Here is a 17,861-nt window from a genome sequence, read left to right as displayed (position 1 = left end):
CGCTATTGTTACCCGGAGCCATGTAACCGATCAACTGCCAGCCACCAGCCATGTTTGCTTCAGAGAAGTATGCCTGCTGCAACTTCACGTAGGTTCCAGCTGCCGGACCGACTTCAGATGCCTTGGACTTAGCAATCATACCGAAGAGTTTCGGAACTGCGACTGCGGCGAGGATGCCCATGATAACAATCACGACCATCAATTCAATAAGGGTAAAACCTTGCTTCTTCATAGTGTATCTCCTTGTTTTAGTTACACATTCTTTGTTTGAGCGTTATTGCTCGTTTACATTCAGTAATATATCCACTTTTTTTTCGAAAAGCAATACTTTTGTCAAACTTTTGTCACATTTGTGTCATGACTTAGTTTATTTGTCAGCAAAAGTGCCGTTTTTCGCAAAAATTCGCAAATATTAACCGAACTTTCCGATGAAGTATATATAGATAATTTTTTACGGAAAAGGGATTTTCATCTGTTTTTTATATTCCAAATTGGAATATAAATGCCAATTTTGTGACTTTTGTCACGTCTCTCCCAGCAATTTTCGTTAACAAACCTTTACTTTCAGTACGATTAACCCTAAAAAACTAGTTCTCCGCCAGCAAGAAAGGCTACAATCCAAAGCGACAGACCGTGCAAGAAATCAATACTATATATAAAAAGGACTTCCCCAACAGGAAGTCCTTTATCAAAGGTTCTTTTTAAAAGCCTTACTTCTTCATCAACGAGTCCGCAATCACTACGCGGTTTCCGCCAGCCTGCATGGCCATGTGGAGCGAGGCTTCGGCGGTGTAGATAAGCGAGCCGGCATCGTTTGCGTGGGTCGGCATCACGGCTACGCCCATGCTAAGCGTTGTGGCAAGAATGCCCTCGCCGTAGGCAATCTGGAGCTGCGAGATTTCGTTGCGGATGCGCTCGGCGCGGTTCCTTGTAATATTGAGGTCGGCACCCGGCATAATCACGCAGAACACGTCATCGGAATAGCGGCACGGAATATCTTCGCCGCGAATGTAGCTCGGCAAGCGCTGTCCGAGTTCCCAGAAGAGCTGTTCCACGGCGTGGCGGCCCTGTTTGTTCTGCACGGCAGGGATTGCATCCGGGTAAAGCATGGCAATGCCAATGGGCGACTTGTGGCGCACGGCGGCAGTGATTTCGCGGTTGAGCGATTCTTCCATATAACGTTTGTTAAAAAGACCGGTCAGCAAGTCGCGGATGCTGTGCTGTTCAAAGCGCATGCTCAGGTCCTGATTGGCCACATAGAGACCAAACGCGGCAGCAACGATGCTCACCTTGGCCTGCCAGTATTCCTTGGTTTCGTTTTCGGGGAGTTTATCGACCTGGAGCGTCAAAATGCCAAAGTGTTCTTCGAGACCTTCAATCGGGCAGCACACGGCAATGCCCTTCGGGCGGTGGTGCAAGTGGGTGCAGCCACTAGGAACTTCAGGAGAGTTGTAATCGGTCAAAACAATGTCGCCGGCATTAAAGCTAGCACATTCAGCAGGGGTCACCGTTTCGTCGCTAATGACGTTCGGGCCAAAGCGGAAAATCTGCGAGAGTTCCGTCTGAACGCCACCGTACATATAAAGCACGCCGGATGCATTCGGGAAGAGTTCCGGCATAAGTTTTTGCATGGCATCGATAACTTCGGTGAACGGACGGTTGCGCAAGACACTCGTTTTGAAGGCATTCCAGGGTTCGAGCGGGAATCCAACCTTGAGGGCTGCCGTATCGAGCTTTTTAATCGAGGCCGGCACTGGCTGCTTGAGAGCCTCGGCGGCCGGGATGGCGCCCGGCGGGAGCGAATTGTTCTTTTCTTCTTGCAGGCGGACCGACACAAACTGAGTGTCCTTCGGCTGCGGCTTGTTCAGCACCTCGTTAAAATCGTTTTCGATTGCTTCTATCTGCCTGCGGCAGACGGTGTAGAACACGAAGCCGAGCACAGCGCCCCAGGCGCCAACAAACACAAACTTCGCCCCAGAAGACATAGTCTCTTCGGGGACTACATATGCAGCAATAACGCCCATCAAAAAGGCGACCAACCAAAAGATATATTTAACGATATTCATGACACAAATAATATTAAAATGTTATGTAGTATGGCTATAAGGGAATCTGCAAAACACCCTATTTTATATAGTAACACGATTCCAGAGATTATTACAAGTCTTGGTTCCTTAATTCTATATTTAATTACATGACAATCCTTGAAAAACTTGCTCTTGCACTCCCCGCCGTAGAAAGCCCCGCCCGTTACATGGGCGGCGAAGCAAATAGCGTCATCAAAGACCATAGCAAAATGCTTGCACGCATGGCGTTCGTGTTCCCGGACACTTACGAAATCGGCATGAGCAACAACGGGCTGCGCATATTGTACCACGTTCTCAACCGCGAACCGGACCTGCTTTGCGAAGTTGCCTTTGCTCCGTGGGACGACATGGCCGCCGAGATGAAAAAGTACGACATCCCGCTTTACACGCATGCAAGCTATACGGCTGTCAAGGATTACGAGGTCGTAGGGCTTACACTCCAGACCGAACTGAATTTTACGAACGTCCCGTACGTACTTGAACTGGCGGGGATTCCGGCATGGCAAAAAGACCGTGCCGAGAGCGACCCGATCGTTGTTTCGGGCGGCCCCGCCATGGGGAACCCGGAACCGGTAGCCGACTTCTTTGACGCGTTCATGATTGGCGATGGCGAAAAGCTGATTGTTGAATTTGTACGTTGTGTGGGCGAAGGGCGCAAGGCTGGTCTCAAGCGTTCCGAGATTCTAGAGAATTTATCTAAAATAGATGGGGTGTATGTACCGAGCCTCCGTGAAGTTGTAAAAAACGAATATGGAGTTATCGTTCCGAAAGAGCCCGCTAAAGGCTCTTACGAGCACACGAACGGTGTCCGCCGTCAATTTATCCCGTATCTCGACCCGAAAGACTACCCCATCAAGAACTTGATTGCAAATATGCAACTTGTCCACAACCGCTTTAGCGTGGAAGTGATGCGCGGTTGTGCGCAGGGTTGCCGTTTCTGCCAAGCCGGCATTTGGTACAGACCATGCCGCGAACTCAATCCGGACGATGTTTTGGACATTGCCAAAGCGGGCATCAAGGCGACAGGCGAACGCGAGCTTGGGCTTTTGTCGCTTTCTACCGCCGACTACAAGCCGGTTGAAGCACTCACCGATTCCATCATCGACGACCCATTCTACGACAACGTAGATGTAAGCCTCCCGAGCATTCGCGTCAACAGTTTTGGACAAAGTCTTGCTGAAAAGGTTGCAGCGCTCAAGGGCGGTCGCAGCGCCACGTTCGCCCCCGAAACTGGTTCCGAACGCATCCGCAAGATGATCAACAAGACCATCAGCGACCAGGACATGTATGATGCCGCCGAACATGCGTTCTCCAGCGGATTCAACAAAATCAAGCTTTACACGATGATTGGGTTCCCGACCGAAAACCTGGATGACATGCAGGCATTCTGCGAGCTCATTTTCAATCTCGTAAAGATTGGTCGCAAGTACAACCGCGGCATCCAAATCGCAGTTTCAATCGGCATTCTCATCCCGAAATCGTTCACGGGCCTGCAATGGGCTCCGTTTATGGACAAAGAAACGGCGCTCGGTCACATCCGTTATGTGCGCGAAAAATTCTACAAGCACCCGAATGTGAAAATCAACTGGGCCGCTTGGGAAACAAGTTTCCTCGAGGCTGTTTACAGCCGCGGTGACCGCTCCCTCGGACCGGTCATCTATGCCGCCTACAAGAAGGGCATCATTTTCGAAAGCGATAGTTACCGTTTTGACTTTGACAAGTGGCTACAGGTTTGGGAAGAATGCGGCTACGATACCTCTTGGGTCTACCGCGAACGCGAAAAGGATGAAGTGTTCCCATGGGACTTTATCCACGCAGGCACGTCCAAGCAGTACCTGCGCCGCGAATGGGAAAAAGCTTTCGATCCGACATCCGCTCCAGTGCCGAACTGCAAATGGGGCGACTGCCAGAAGTGCGGCATTCCTGGCTTTGGCCAGGAAATCGTCCTCGCGGACGATCCCGTGCGCCACAAGGCGCCCAGCCGCACTCCCGAAGAAATCAAGAAGCTCGTTGCCGACCGTCGCCCGAGCCAAAAGGTCAGCTACGGTTACAAGATCACATTCAAGAAGACTGGCATCAGCCGATTCCTGCCGCACCACAACATGATCTCGTTCTTCGAGCGCACGTTTATCTGTGCAGGCATCCCCGTCAAGTTCAGCGAAGGCTTTAGCCCCAAGCCACGTATCGTGAACATGGGCGCACTCCCGCTCGGGCTCGAAACTTATTGCGAAATCATCAGTGTCGAATTGCTGCAGCCGCTCGACATCTCCGCCGAAGGCAAACAAAAGACCATCGAAATGCTGAGCGCACCGTTCCCACACGGCATGGAAATCGTGGACATCGAACCGCTCAAGGAAAAGCTCTCGAAGCATTTCCCGAAAGCAATCGTTTACCGCCACACGCCCGAAAACATCCCTGCCGACCTCATGCAAAAGTTCGAACAGAAGCAGTTGCCAATTATGACGAACCACCGCGGTCAGCAGATGAATTTGAATGAATTGGTTAGCGGGCTAGAAATTAAGGATGGCACCATCTACATGCGCGTCATGTGCAATAACCAAGGCGCCACCGCAAGCCCGTTCGTCATTCTCGCCGGACTACTCGGTATCGATATTGACCCGACGAAAACAGACGACATCGCACGACGATTCCTCGTCGCGAAAATTGCCATTGAATGGTAACCGGCATTTATTCCGCCGGCAAAATTATTTCAATGTGGTTCGTACTGACATTCAAGAAGTGCGTACGGAACAGGTCCTTCTCATTCCTGTCGCAAACGCGTACTTGAGTCACTGCGATAAAATCCTTATTTTCACGGATGTAGTCCGTGAGACGTTCGTCACGCAGCGTGTCAATCTCGCCCGTAATGACAAAATTATCTGTCCACATTTTTACTAGCATACTCCTAATATATAAATGTTACTCCAAGTAAGATGATAAAAACTTTATTTTTTCGCCTCTAAAGCCATTTTATCGTATATTATTCTCTATATAACGAAAAAGAGGTTTATTATGGCACCGAAAAAAGTCCACCCGATTCCGGGTCAAATGGCATACCACAATGCCGAATTTTTGGAAAGCGATGCAGCACGCCCCATTCGATTCCTTTCTGAATTTTTCCAACCTGCACAGATTTTTGATCAAGAAGACATAAAGAATTCTATCGTATTCTTTGGTTCGGCACGTACTCTCCCGCCCGACGAGATCAAAAAACGCCGTAAAGGTTGCAAAGACAAAAAGGAACTTGCCCGCTTAGACCGACTCTCCAAAGTGGCAGATTCCTACAACGCGGCTCGTGAACTTGCCGCCAAGCTCGGCAAGTGGATCAACAAGCGTCACCACGGCTACGCCATCATGACTGGCGGCGGTCCGGGCATCATGGAAGCAGGCAACCGCGGCGCCTCGGACGTGGGAACGCCTTCGGTTGGCTTGAACATCAAGTTACCGTTCGAACAACATTGCAACCCTTACATCGACGATGAACTGAACCTCCAGTTCCGCTATTTCTTTATTCGTAAATACTGGTTCTTGCGCATGGCCCGTGCGTTGGTGATTTTCCCAGGCGGATTCGGCACACTCGACGAAGCCTTCGAAATGCTCACGCTTATCCAGACCGATAAGTACGCACAGCAAATGCCAGTCGTCATCTTCGATTCCAATTTCTGGAAGAAAGCCCTCAACTGGGAATTCTTTGCAGAAACGGGCATGATCAACCCCGAAGACCTCAAGCTCTTCAAGTTCTGCGACACGGTCGACGAAGCCTACGACTTCATCACGTCCAGACTCGAAGAACAGAGCGAAGGGCAGGTCACATTCGCCCGCACTCACGCCGAAGAAGACTCGAAAAACAAGAAGTAAAATACCGCAATCCTGAACAAGACTTAACTGAATCTTTCACTTCGTTCAGGATGACGACACTATAATGTCATGCCCGCCACTGAGCGGGCATCTTCTTTTTTATTAAATTTTCTGTATGTTCTGGAACAATTTGGCAGAAATGATGGACAGGGTGGCACGCAATTTAGCGTTACGCCCAAACTACACCATGGCAGAATACCAGCGGTGGTTTGACCATAACCCGGACTTTAAGCACAACGGCAACGCCGAGCGAATCGAGCTCATCGAACCGCTTTCACTCGAAGGCACGAACCAGCTATACCGCGCCAAACTTTGGATCCAGCACCCGCGCGACGAAAAACGCTATGACGAAAAAGAAATCGTCGTAAAGATTTGCAAATACTGGGCATCTCCCGGTAAGAACCGCCTGCACCGCCTGAACATGCTCTTGAGCGCATTTCAGGACGAAATCCGCATCAACAACCTTATCCGCGCTACAAATATCGAAGGCGTAGTACAAACTTTTGGCGGAGGCATCGCAGGCCGCCACCCATACCTCAAGCTGGAATTTATCAAGGGATGCTCCCTCGACAGGGTCATCAAGCCCAAGCTCACCGAAGAAGAAGTCGTAAAGCGAGTAGCTCAAATAGCCTACCTCGCCAATACTATCAGCCAGCTCCATTACTATCAAATTGTGCATAAGGACATCAAGCCCAAGAACTTGCTCCTTTGCCAAAACCCCGCGCACAAGAACAACCACAAGATTTTACTTTGCGACTTCGGCTACGCCCAAGCTAAAATGCGTGAAACAGTCACCGAAGGCGGTGGACTGTTCTCGCCAAGCTACAGCGCCCCGGAACTTGCACAATCCAGCGAAAACATTTCCTACGCGGTCGACTACTTTAGCTTTGGTGCCGTCATGCACGAATACCTAACCGGGGTAAAACTCTATCCCAAGGCCAAGGACATTTACACCGAAGAAGGCCGCCTGATCACCAAGCGCTACATGGAATATATCGAGAACGGCCGCGAAAACGTATTCAACGACCCCCGTTTCCCGGAAATCCATGATTGGATTGACGCGCTCACCACTTTCGATGCCAGCGAACGCATGAAAAAGAGCCCCAACTTGTTCGCCCTCGCCCATAAGCTCCGCGAAGAGGTGAACACCCTCGGCTACCGCGACGTGAACACCGATTTCTTGTGGAATCAGCTGAACGAATACGGCAAACGTACATTTTAACACATCTTTTGCCCCCATTTAGGCCCCTTGCTTAACTATCGACTAACGATTTGTTTATATTCGTTAGTATGAAGAAAATATTGAGCCTAATTCTAAAACCGTTCCGTTTTTTCAAGATCCACCACTATCTGACATTCGTGGCGATTATTGCCATTGGTGTTTTCAACTTCGAGACAACGCTCGACCCCAAGATCCAGCAGTTGCGTCAAGAAAAAGACATCCAAGAATCTTTCGACAAGTGGTGGCTAGAGGAACGTGCCCAGGAATTTAAGAACGTAGGCCTCACGCCCGACGAAAAAATCAAGGCTCAAGAGTTCGAGCTTTACAAGGAACGCTATAAAGTCGAAAACCCGACCCCGATTATCGAGGACCGCATCGAAGAAATGAAGGGCGAATTCCTCGAATGGTGGGAAAACCAAGGCGGAAAGGAGCAATACGCCGCGGAGCACGGCTCATTCCCCACCGACAAGCAATACGAGGCGGAACTCAAAAAGTGGATTAACAAGTACACCGATAAATTTATCCGTTATCGTTGGGCTTACATTCCGAGTCGTGGCAACACAGAAAGTTTACTCACTTGCAGTTTACTAATCCCGAGTATATGGTCCTTTATTTTCTTCGTTGTCATTTTCATGTTCACGTTGATGCAGCTCGAAAAGCGCTGGAACGCGTTATTCGTTTATGCATACGCAATCGTGATTGCAATTATAAGCGGGTTCTTTGTCGATTTACTCGTAAACACGTCGTTCTTTGCACAATTTGCTACAGAACGTTATATGGGCGTGAGCCTGATGCTCTGCTTTTTGCTCGGCGCCAACACGTTTGACAAAGAAAAAGGAAGCATTCCCTCTTACATCTGCAAAATTTCGGAATTCGCACTTGTAGCAAGTATGGCAATCGACTGGTTCTTGAACCCCGGCATATTCAACGCCGTGGCCGTAGAATCGCCGTTTTTCTTTGCCTTGGGCGGAGTTGCAGGTTACTTTATGCCTCATCGCGTAGAAGAAAGCACACAACAATCAACAGCAGTTGCACAAAAAGCAGAAGATTCTGTAGCCCCCGGTGAACGCACCCGAAACATGATCAGCAAAGGATTGGAAGCCGCAAACAATGGCGAAAACGAAAACGCTGTTCGCTTGTTGCAATACGGATTCACAGCACTGTTAAAAGAAGAGCCCATCAAGTTCCAAGATGTAAAAGACGCAGCAAACAAAATCGCAGGCTGCTATGCAGAATTCCCGAGTACGCAATGGATTGAATGGGGTGCAACAGCAAAGCAAAAGAACATCCCCGAAGCAGCAATTGCATTGCTCGAGAAAGGAATTACCAAGGAAAAAGACGAAAATCTTTTACGCCGTGCGCACTTCGACATTGCAGAGCTCCGCATCCAGACAAAAGCTGATGTAAATGCGGCAATGGAACACTTGGAAAAAGTCATCAAGGAAAAAGATGATGACAAACTTGCCGAACAAGCGAAGAAGCTCATGGAAGAAGGCCGAGACATTCTTGTAAAGCAAGCCTACGCCGGCCCCAAGAAATTCAAAGTCACGAATTAAAAGCTGCAACAAGATGGCGATGCCGTCCCCATTCGCGGATCATGACTACTAAGCAGCAAGCTGCAAGTAGTCAAGGAGCACACGTCCGGCATGACAGAGCAAAACGCAAGCGAAGCCTGTCACCCCGGATTTGTACAAGTACAAAGTCCTTCGGCTCAGCTATGAAAATGCTAGCATTTTCGCAGCATTCGCCTTGATGGCTTTTATTCCGGGGCCACATCTTCCTGCATAACAACAAAGCTTATTTCACGATAAATTTCTTGGCGGGCATGCTGCCGATTTGTACAAGGTAAACACCGCTTTTGAGCGTGCTTACATTCATCGTCTCGTTTCGGGATTGCACAACTTTTTGCATCTGCACATTGCCGCGAACATCCAAAATCTTGACAGAACTACCGACAGCCGCTTTCGACAAGTTCATCGAAAGCGTTTTGTCCACAAGCGACACGCCAATCTTAGCAGCGGCGATACTCTTCGGGAGCCCGACAGTAAATTTCACGGATTTCGTCACCTCGTCATAGCGTTCCACAAGCGCCATCAAGAACCATGTGCTATGCGGAAGCCACTGTTCATCCCAGCGCCACACCTGCCAAGATTCCTTCATGGAATCAAAGCCCACTGCAGCAACACCATCATCCGTCCAAGCAATGCCTGAACCATCCTGATTCTTGCCGGTAATGCCGTTTGCAATACCGCCTTCAAGCGTTGCATCATATTCAGACTGGCCATCGTATTTTTCAGGATTCTTGATTCCCTTGCCATACATCATGCAAGTGCCATACGGATTCTTGCCCAAGATCCAGTCCATCTGATCCGTAGCATATTTCGACGCATCCTTATATAAGTTTTTATCGTCTAAAACCTGCTTTGCATACAAAATTGCAGTCGAAAGGCTTGCAATGCGAGCGTCTTCGCCCTGCCACCAATAACCACTTTCGTTATCGTGCGGAATAAAGAAACCATCTTTTATTTTATCCTGAGTCTTGTAAGTTTGGCGGGCATAACCGAACGGATTATCAACCTTATTCGTAATTTTAACAAGCCATTCGTAGTGAGATTTTATGGCATCGAAAGCTCCATCTAAATTCGAATTTACGCAACCGCAACCAATGCAATCGAGACACATCCACGCATCAAATTCACCACCCTTGATAGAGCTTTCAACTTCGGAAAAACGAAGAAGCGCAATTAGCGGAAGCCCAGCATCGCTCGCATGCCAGAACGGACGCGTTTTAGCATCGTCGCTCCAGAAATAGCCATCGTCACTAACGCGAGCCGCCAGGTGATTTGCACGTTTACGAGCAGCTTCAATATACTCGCGCTTTGGATTTGCTGCAAAAAGTTCTGTGGCCGCCAAAAGCGCCGTGTAGTCGTCAATAATATTTTCCTTGCCATCATCGCAATAAGCGCAATTGCCGCCAATGCTCTGTTTTTCAGACAAATGTGCAAAAGCTTTTTCAGCCGCAGCGAGGTACTGTTCGCTCGTAAAGTCACCCTTAAGGCCGAGTCTTGCGGCAGTAGCCAAAGCTGCGATTGCCATGCCACCACCTTCGCGGAAGGCCGTCTGGTAATCCGTCGATTTTTTTCCATCGGAACCCGAGAACGCACAAAGTTCGCGACTCGAATACGGACTGCCCCAGTTATCGAATACGGTCATGTAGAAAAAGCCCTGTTCGTCGAGCATGCGCACCAAGAAGTCCGCACCGTAAGCGGCTTCGTCCGCCGTTTTCGCCTTGGTTGAAGTCGAAGAAAGCAATTTCGGAATGCGCTCCGAAGCAAAAGCAAGCGACCAAACGGTCAAAGGAATCTGTTGCGGATTCAAATAATTTGCATAAGAAAGATGGCTCAAGTATTTGCTGACATCGCCACTAGCATCGTACCAGCCGCCATGCACATCGAGCTTTTTATCGGACTTGTACACAGGCAAACTCTTATCCCAACCTTCGACAGTCGGATTGTTCGCGCGGTCATTGTAGAAGTAGTCAAGAACCGTCGCAAGCGTATTTTTTGCAAGTGCATTTTCCTCAATCGTAAACTCGCCGGAATTTTGCGGTTGGCCATTCTCGGAAACCTGCAAGGTGTACTTGCCCGCCGTGAGGCCAAGGGCAGTCAAGTCCGCCACGTAAAACTTGCCATTGTTCAGCCAGTTGTCCGGATTTGAACCTGCCGAAAGTTTGCCCGTCTTGACGGCTGCGCCATTCGACATCACGCTAAATTCAGCGCCGTCCGCAAGGTTATCGCTCTTGACAATAACGGTTATCGACTGACCGACATCGTAACCTACCTGGTTGTAGAAAAATTTCGTGTCAGCAGAGGCTACGCCCGCGCTCAAAAGAACCGCGGCCAAGAAAATCGGAGAAAGCTTATATATACGCATGTGCTAAATATAGATTCGCGGTGCTACGGAAAAAAGTAAAATAAACCTCATACGAGATGGAACGACAAAGCAAAACTGTCATGCCCCACTTAATGTCTTTGACTACTTGCAGCTATGCTGCTTAGTAGTCATGATCCGCGTATGGGGAGGGCATCTCCTTTTAATACGAGAGGGAGATTCCCGCTTTCGCGGGAATGACAAAGGGTTACATTCAACGCAATTATAGCGTAGATTATAAAATAAATCGCTTCTAGCCCTACAGAAAGGCTTCTCCTAGCGAACTGAAATTGCAATTTATTAAAGGGATTTTATAGCAATTAACTTCTTAACGGAGCGGTTTCGCCCCCAAAGCATCCACATAAATCAATGTGAAAAGACCTTTTCTCATCATTTTAACGCAAAATTTACGTTAAATAACAATTATTTTTCAGAAACCTAAAAAAATTTATTGACCATTCAAATTTCAAAACCTATGTTTGCGAGGCAAGGAAAAAATGACTGGATTCTTCGCGATTCCATCGCTCAGAACGACGTCTTAGACTACAATAACCAAAAAACAGAAGATACAAACATGTACTACGAAACAATTAAAGTTCTCGACTGCACGATCCGCGATGGCGGCCTCGTCAACAAGCACGATTTTTCTCTTGAATTCGTGCGTAGATTGTACACCCTTCTCACAGCAGCCGGCGTAGACTACATGGAAATGGGTTACAAGAACTCCCCTGAACTTTTCGACCCGAAGGAATATGGTCCATGGAAGTTCTGCGACGATGATTTGCTCTGGAAGGTCAAAGACGGCATCGATTCCAAGATGAAGATGGCTGTGATGGCCGACGTGGGTCGCGTCAACATGGACGCTGTGAAGCCCGCTTCCGAAAGCCCGTACCAGATGTTCCGCGTGGCAAGCTACGTCAAGAACATCGACAAGGGCATCAGCATGGTGAACGCCTTCCACGACATGGGCTATGAAACGACGCTCAACATCATGGCCGTGAGCCGCGACCGCGGTCCGGAACTCGACGAAGCGCTCCACCAGGTCAACGAAGAATGCCACGCCGACGTGCTTTACCTCGTCGATAGCTTCGGCGCTTTCTACCAAGAAGACATCGACAAGGAACTCGCCCGCTACAAGGGAATCGTGAAGAACAAGAAGTTCGGCTTCCATGGCCACAACAACCAGCAGCTCGCCTTCTCCAACACGATCCAGGCCATCATCAACCACGTTGATTATCTCGACGGTTCCGTGTCCGGCATGGGCCGCGGCGCAGGCAACTGCACCACGGAACTCCTCCTCGGTTTCCTCAAGAATCCGAAGTACGACCTCCGCCCGGTTCTCGACGCCATTCAGGAACTCTTCTTGCCGTTGCAGAGCAAGTACGAATGGGGCTACATCATCCCGCAGATGATTACGGGTATGCTCAACCGCCATCCGCAAGACGCAATTGCCGTACGCAAGACCGAAGAAAAGGACATGTACCGTAAGTTCTACGAGCACATGATCAACGACTAATTTTCATCTAAATCAATCATTCATAAATCCGTGCCTTTGAGAAAAGCGCGGATTTTTTTTCGTCTTAATGCAACGCTATGTTGCATATACTTTATATGATACAGCAATGATACGCGGACCGCCTTTGGCGGTACGTTAATTTTCAATTAACAGAATAAAAACAGATTTTTACAACAAACTAACTTTTTTGAAAGAATTTATTTTCATAGTAAATTATTTATATACAAAGGAGGAAACATATGAGACTAACTAGAATTGTAGGCTCATCAATCATTGCGTTAGGATTATCCACCGTTTGGGCAGAAACAGTCCGTGAACTTCACGTATTCTTGCCCGATAACGCAACTTGGAACAGTTCCACGCCAATGATTTACGAAGACGGGCAAAGCCACGCTTTAACGCCGGACCCCGATCACTGTGGATGGTTCATCCGCAAATACGTCGACGAAGAAATTCCAAACAAAGTTGTATTCCATACCGATGATGACGAAGAACTCAGAAACAGTATCGGCATGGGTGGCGAAAACAGCGACTCTCTACAAGCCATCCCTCTAGCCGACGTCTTTCAAGTTTTCGCTTCTGAAGCCACATTCATTAACGCTCTTTATTTTGTCGCAGACGGAAATCGAGCAAGCGAACTTCCCTCAGCTACAAAAGGTTGGTTCACAGAAAGGCCTATGATTACAGGCACCTGTTCGTTCAACCTTGCAGCCACTATTTACGACACAGACGCAAGCTTGCACCCGTCATTCTCCTGCTACGCTGCAGGCGGCGAAGGTTGTCAAGCTCAATCAGGAATAGCCGCGCAAGACGTCGAAAGAGCCAAAGTCCTCGAAGCCATCAACGCATGCTTAGGCGTTACAACAGGTCTTGTCGACTCCACTTTGGACAAAACAATCAAAAAGCCTAAACTTTCTGCAGCAGGCAAAAAATGCTTCATTGACGACAAGTATTTCAACCAATTGTTTAATTACACCGAAGGCGTAAACGAAGCATCCTGTTTCGACATTCCATTCACCCGCACAAACCACGGCAAATGGGAATTCAATTCAGACAACTTCACAAGTCCAAATCTTAGGATTCCCGTACCCGGAGGATTCTTCCCTGTAGAAGGAAAAACCAACGAGTTGGTCAAATCATACTTTGCAAATCAAGTACCCGCTCCTGCAGCTCGTACAAAGCATTATGCAGAAGGCCCCATTTTCCATGGCGAAAAGCTCCGCAAAATAGATTCCACTGAATTCGTCCCTGTATTCGACCTGACTTGCAATGGCCCCGGTTGGAACAAAGGACACAACTGCAACGGATTATTCGCCGACGCAGCCGAAACCGAAACTTTCTTCAAGAGCATCAATTCCACAATCGATTGCGTTTTCGGTTGGAGCTGCACAGATCAGGCACCTACAAATTGGCCGCTGTTCACCGAAGGCACTGAAACCAAAGCAACCGCAGGCGTTCCCCGTTGGTCATCAAATGTTAGCGTCGCAGAAGGCAATGGAGGCCGCAACCAACATTTCTGCGCCGAAATGCACTCTACATTTAGATTCAAGAACGGTTTAAAATTCAGCATTAGCGGCAGTGACGATATATGGGTTTACATAGACAACAAACTCGCCATCGACATTGGAGGCACTCACCTTGCAGCCCCCGGTTACGTAGATGTAGACAAGTTTATGCCCAACGCAACAATCGGCGAACTTTACGACATCGATATATTCTATTGCAACCGCCGTACTACATCTGGAGACCTAAAAATCAGCACAAGCATGCTATTCCCCAAATTTGCTTCTGGTATTAGAGTTGAAAACAGCCGATATAACACAGACCCACAAAAAGTAAGCAATTTTAACACATATAAAGTCTGCCGCGCCATTAGCGATGGAACTTCTTGCACACCAACGACCATCATTTGCGACACCGCTGACGCGCCGAAAACAATGAAAATCCGTTACCAATTAACTACAGACAAAACTGGAACCGACGCAACAAAGACTCTGATTAGCGAAGCAGAATTCACAGCAAACCCAATTCAGCTCAACGGCATATTCGACGTTTCTAATCCAATGCGCCCCGTAATTAATGAGAACAAGCTGAATGAAACGTTTAATCCAGGAACATATTATTTAATCATCAAGATAGATTCCGATCAATACGTCTTGCAGCTCCAAGTGAAAGGTACCACATCTGTCGCAGAACGCAGAGTTCCTGCCAGCATCACAAACAACTTTAGCATTGCAAAATCTGGCGCTCTCGAAATTACGATTACCACTGAAAAAATGAATATTGCAAAACAATACGCAATTATGGATATTAACGGACATGTAATTTCGACCGGTAAGTTGAACAGCAGTGATACTCGTGTAAAGGTTGCTACCGCAGGTTCTTACATTGTCAAAGTGGGCAACAACTACAAGCGCGTAAACATAAAGTAAAAGAAACTCCAAAAAAAGCCCTTCATAGGGTTCCTTGATGCAAAAAGTGCCGCTCAATAGAGCGGCACTTTTTCACAAATCAAATGAACTTTATTTATTTTAGAATAACGTTCTTGGCGTTCACCATACCGTTCTGTTCAATTTTCACGACATAGCGACCACTCGGCACCATCCCGGCATTCCACTTGATTTGATGGACGCCCGGCTGGAGATTCTTTTCTGTAATATTAGCGACAACAGCACCATTGATTCCGACAATAGAAATCTTTGCGTCACCAACAGACTGGAGCTCAACAGCTACGGCAGAACGGTTCAAGCCCTTGATTGCCGGAGCAAGCGGAGCAGCTGCAACATACGAGTTGTTTACAGAATGGTGCACATCAGCAACTTCGGCAGACTTAGAAAGCATAGCGTTTTCAGGTCCAACCCATCTTGCAACATAATACTCAGTATCTTCATAACCAGTCATAACGTCTTGAGTCAAACTGCGCAAATGGAGGGGAACTCCACTTCTATCCCAAGAATTTTGGTTGCCATTGTTTTCGTCATCAACAAAGACCTTGCTAACAGAAATATTATTTTCGTCACCATAATAAGCACGATTACTTGCAAAAACACCATACTTTTTGGCAAAGGGATATTTGATTGACGAGCCAGCCTTACTCGAGACAAAGCAATATTGCAGTACTGTATGAGCAGGTCCCTTAACTACAGAATTCGGCCATATATAACCCGTATACGAGTCATTATTATTAGAATCTTCCGTATCATGGGTACGAATAATAGGAACTGATCCAGCAGGGCATTCAGAATCAAGCTTCAATACGGCATAGCCAAATCTGGCTTGAGGAAGTTGGCTATAAGAAAGTCCGCAATACTTGAAACGAAGATATGACCCAGCCTTCTGAACTCCTATAGGGCTTCCTGAGGCACCTCCAACATGAGTGATAGAAGTCTGATCATTCGAATCTTCCACATCAAGCGAAATCATACTATAATCAGGACACGTCGATTCGTCCGTCAAAACACCAATTCGCCTTGCTGTTAAAGGAAGAGTTGTCGTACCTTCATCATTCAAATCCGGGCCATACAAAACAGTACCTGACTTTGATCCAATCGCAAAGCCATTCAGTTCATACCCATCAATGCCATAAGAATCCGTCGAAGCGACCCTAATATAAATTCCACCTTCTGTCGGGAAGCGCGTTGACTTTGCTATAGTTACATTACTGTAATTAAGGATGGCCCTATACTGAGTTTCAGACAATTTTTCAATTTGTATACCACTAGGTTGAATAGAATTATCAATCATCACATGAGCACGATCGCTTCGATTTGCATAAAGATAACGATATACTTTTACATTAAATTGTCGTGAAGGAGGTGCCGTAAAATAATAGTAAAGCTTAAATCCGTTAATCGATTGAGATTTATTGTTATGAATCGTATAAGGCTTGCCTTTGCCCGGAGTGTAGCCATCATAGCCCTGAAAAAATTGATTATCGGTGCAGGCATAATCCGTAGAAACGCCAAGGGGACTTCCATAGACATGAGTCCATTGAGGGATACCACAAATAGTGGAATAATCGTACCCTTTTATTTTACAGTTGCCCGTATATGTAGGCATTTCAATTGCGTTTGCAAGTCCAAATGACGCAGCAAGCATCATTGGCAAGTATATTTTTTTCATTACTTTTTCCTTTGTTTTTAAACAGTACATATAATATAACGCAAACAAATTATATTTTCAATACAAGATTGTATAAATTATTATAAACAAAGTTTAATATCAATTAATTTATTTAAGCAAATAAAGTACAAAATTTCTTTAATTTCAAAAAAAAACGCATCATTCTGATGCGTTTTGAATTTTGAGTATAATTTTTATTTACAATCCATCAATTTCAAGGAGAGAGGCCATATCGTTCGAATTAATTTCGAAATCAAGCTTGGCGTTTTGACGGATGCGTTCTTCATGAACTGATTTCGGGAGCGGCAACAGCCCGAGTTGCAGCACAAAGCGGCTTGCAAGTTGCGGCACCGAAACATGGTATTTTTCAGCCATCGCACAAACTTCGGGCACTTTCAAAAGGCGCCCTGTAGCATTCGGCGAATACGCTTCTACCAGAATTCCGATCTGTTCGCAGAAATCAATCAATTCAGTCGGCACATGCCCAATATGAACGCGAATTTGGTTCACAGCGGGAATCACGCGAGCACCTGCCAGCAAACTGTTCAAGTCATCAATTTCAAAATTCGAAACGCCAATGGCTCGGATTTTACCCGCCTCGTAAGCCTCTTCAAGGGCTTTCCAGACTTCAAGATTTTCCTTGAAATAGCGATTCCCAGAAGTCGAACCCATTTCGGCCCATGGTCGAGGAGCATGGATAAGCATCATGTCGATGTGGAACGCATCCAGTCGATCCATCGATTCCTGGATACAGCGAACCGCATCATCATAATTCTTGACTTCGGCAGGGATTTTCGTGGTGATAAAGACGCTTTCGCGGTGAATCCCGGTCGACTTGAGTGCGGCCTTGAGCCCGGCCCCTACACCAGTCTCATTATCGTACGCAATTGCAGTATCGATATGGCGATAACCCGCATCAATAGCCGTTGCAACGGCAGTCGCAGCCACGTCATTTGGGGTTTGCCACGTTCCTAGAGCAATTTTGGGGATTCGCTGACCATTATTCAGCTTGTAAAATTCTTCGAGTACCATATCCTACCTCGCAACTTGTTCTAAACTAATATAAATAGAAACTCGTTTTTAGCGAGGCATAATCGCCAAAGTCCTAATACCACATTGGAATATT

The 17,861-nt window shown here is 47.2% G+C and carries 12 protein-coding genes; 6 read left to right on the top strand and 6 right to left on the bottom strand.

Annotated elements, in window-relative coordinates:
* On the bottom strand, positions 1-232 hold a 232-nt coding region (locus tag BUQ91_RS14645), incomplete at its 3' end, for a type IV pilin protein (protein WP_139299758.1).
* Between the two features lie 478 nt (positions 233-710).
* Positions 711-2,066, bottom strand: a complete 1,356-nt coding sequence (locus BUQ91_RS14640) for a GGDEF domain-containing protein (RefSeq protein WP_074209804.1) — start codon at positions 2,064-2,066, stop codon at positions 711-713.
* A 128-nt stretch (positions 2,067-2,194) separates the two neighbouring features.
* On the opposite strand from BUQ91_RS14640, the gene BUQ91_RS14635 reads away from it, so the two are divergent.
* Entirely contained in the window at positions 2,195-4,768 is a 2,574-nt protein-coding gene (locus BUQ91_RS14635) for a TIGR03960 family B12-binding radical SAM protein (protein ID WP_074209803.1), read from the top strand.
* Positions 4,769-4,775: 7 nt separating this feature from the next.
* Here BUQ91_RS14635 and BUQ91_RS14630 read toward each other — a convergent pair whose 3' ends face one another.
* Complete coding sequence (locus BUQ91_RS14630; RefSeq protein ID WP_139255944.1) at positions 4,776-4,988, bottom strand: DUF6812 domain-containing protein; 213 nt, start codon at positions 4,986-4,988, stop codon at positions 4,776-4,778.
* A gap of 111 nt (positions 4,989-5,099) precedes the next feature.
* Here BUQ91_RS14630 and BUQ91_RS14625 point away from each other — a divergent pair, with 111 nt between their 5' ends.
* The 3 genes from BUQ91_RS14625 (at position 5,100) to BUQ91_RS14615 (ending at position 8,723) form a co-directional block, all read left to right on the top strand.
* Positions 5,100-5,945, top strand: coding sequence for an LOG family protein (locus tag BUQ91_RS14625; protein ID WP_074209802.1), 846 nt, complete (start codon positions 5,100-5,102; stop codon positions 5,943-5,945).
* A gap of 115 nt (positions 5,946-6,060) precedes the next feature.
* Positions 6,061-7,167, top strand: coding sequence for a serine/threonine protein kinase (locus BUQ91_RS14620; RefSeq protein ID WP_072830183.1), 1,107 nt, complete (start codon positions 6,061-6,063; stop codon positions 7,165-7,167).
* A gap of 68 nt (positions 7,168-7,235) precedes the next feature.
* Complete coding sequence (locus BUQ91_RS14615) at positions 7,236-8,723, top strand: hypothetical protein (RefSeq protein ID WP_074209801.1); 1,488 nt, start codon at positions 7,236-7,238, stop codon at positions 8,721-8,723.
* Between the two features lie 241 nt (positions 8,724-8,964).
* Here BUQ91_RS14615 and BUQ91_RS14610 read toward each other — a convergent pair whose 3' ends face one another.
* The gene (locus tag BUQ91_RS14610; RefSeq protein WP_074209800.1) at positions 8,965-11,100 is read right to left on the bottom strand and encodes a glycoside hydrolase family 9 protein; all 2,136 of its coding nucleotides are present in this window, start codon (positions 11,098-11,100) and stop codon (positions 8,965-8,967) included.
* Positions 11,101-11,671: 571 nt separating this feature from the next.
* Between BUQ91_RS14610 and BUQ91_RS14605 the strand changes: the two genes are divergently transcribed.
* Together BUQ91_RS14605 and BUQ91_RS14600 are read left to right on the top strand one after the other, a co-directional pair.
* On the top strand, positions 11,672-12,613 hold the full coding sequence (locus tag BUQ91_RS14605) for an aldolase catalytic domain-containing protein (protein WP_072830352.1): 942 nt from the start codon (positions 11,672-11,674) through the stop codon (positions 12,611-12,613).
* 239 nt (positions 12,614-12,852) lie between these two features.
* Entirely contained in the window at positions 12,853-15,045 is a 2,193-nt protein-coding gene (locus BUQ91_RS14600; RefSeq protein WP_074209799.1) for a fibro-slime domain-containing protein, read from the top strand.
* Positions 15,046-15,139: 94 nt separating this feature from the next.
* Here the strand turns inward: BUQ91_RS14600 and BUQ91_RS14595 are convergent, their stop codons facing one another.
* Both BUQ91_RS14595 and BUQ91_RS14590 read right to left on the bottom strand, forming a co-directional pair.
* Positions 15,140-16,357, bottom strand: coding sequence for a hypothetical protein (locus BUQ91_RS14595; protein ID WP_175566648.1), 1,218 nt, complete (start codon positions 16,355-16,357; stop codon positions 15,140-15,142).
* 576 nt (positions 16,358-16,933) lie between these two features.
* Positions 16,934-17,767, bottom strand: a complete 834-nt coding sequence (locus tag BUQ91_RS14590) for an aldo/keto reductase (RefSeq protein WP_074209797.1) — start codon at positions 17,765-17,767, stop codon at positions 16,934-16,936.
* Positions 17,768-17,861: the final 94 nt, after the last annotated feature.

The sequence above is a fragment of the Fibrobacter sp. UWB11 genome (assembly GCF_900143015.1).
Classification (GTDB): domain Bacteria; phylum Fibrobacterota; class Fibrobacteria; order Fibrobacterales; family Fibrobacteraceae; genus Fibrobacter.
The sequence above is the reverse complement of the archived record's forward strand: the minus strand, read 5'-3'. Positions and strand labels throughout refer to the sequence as shown.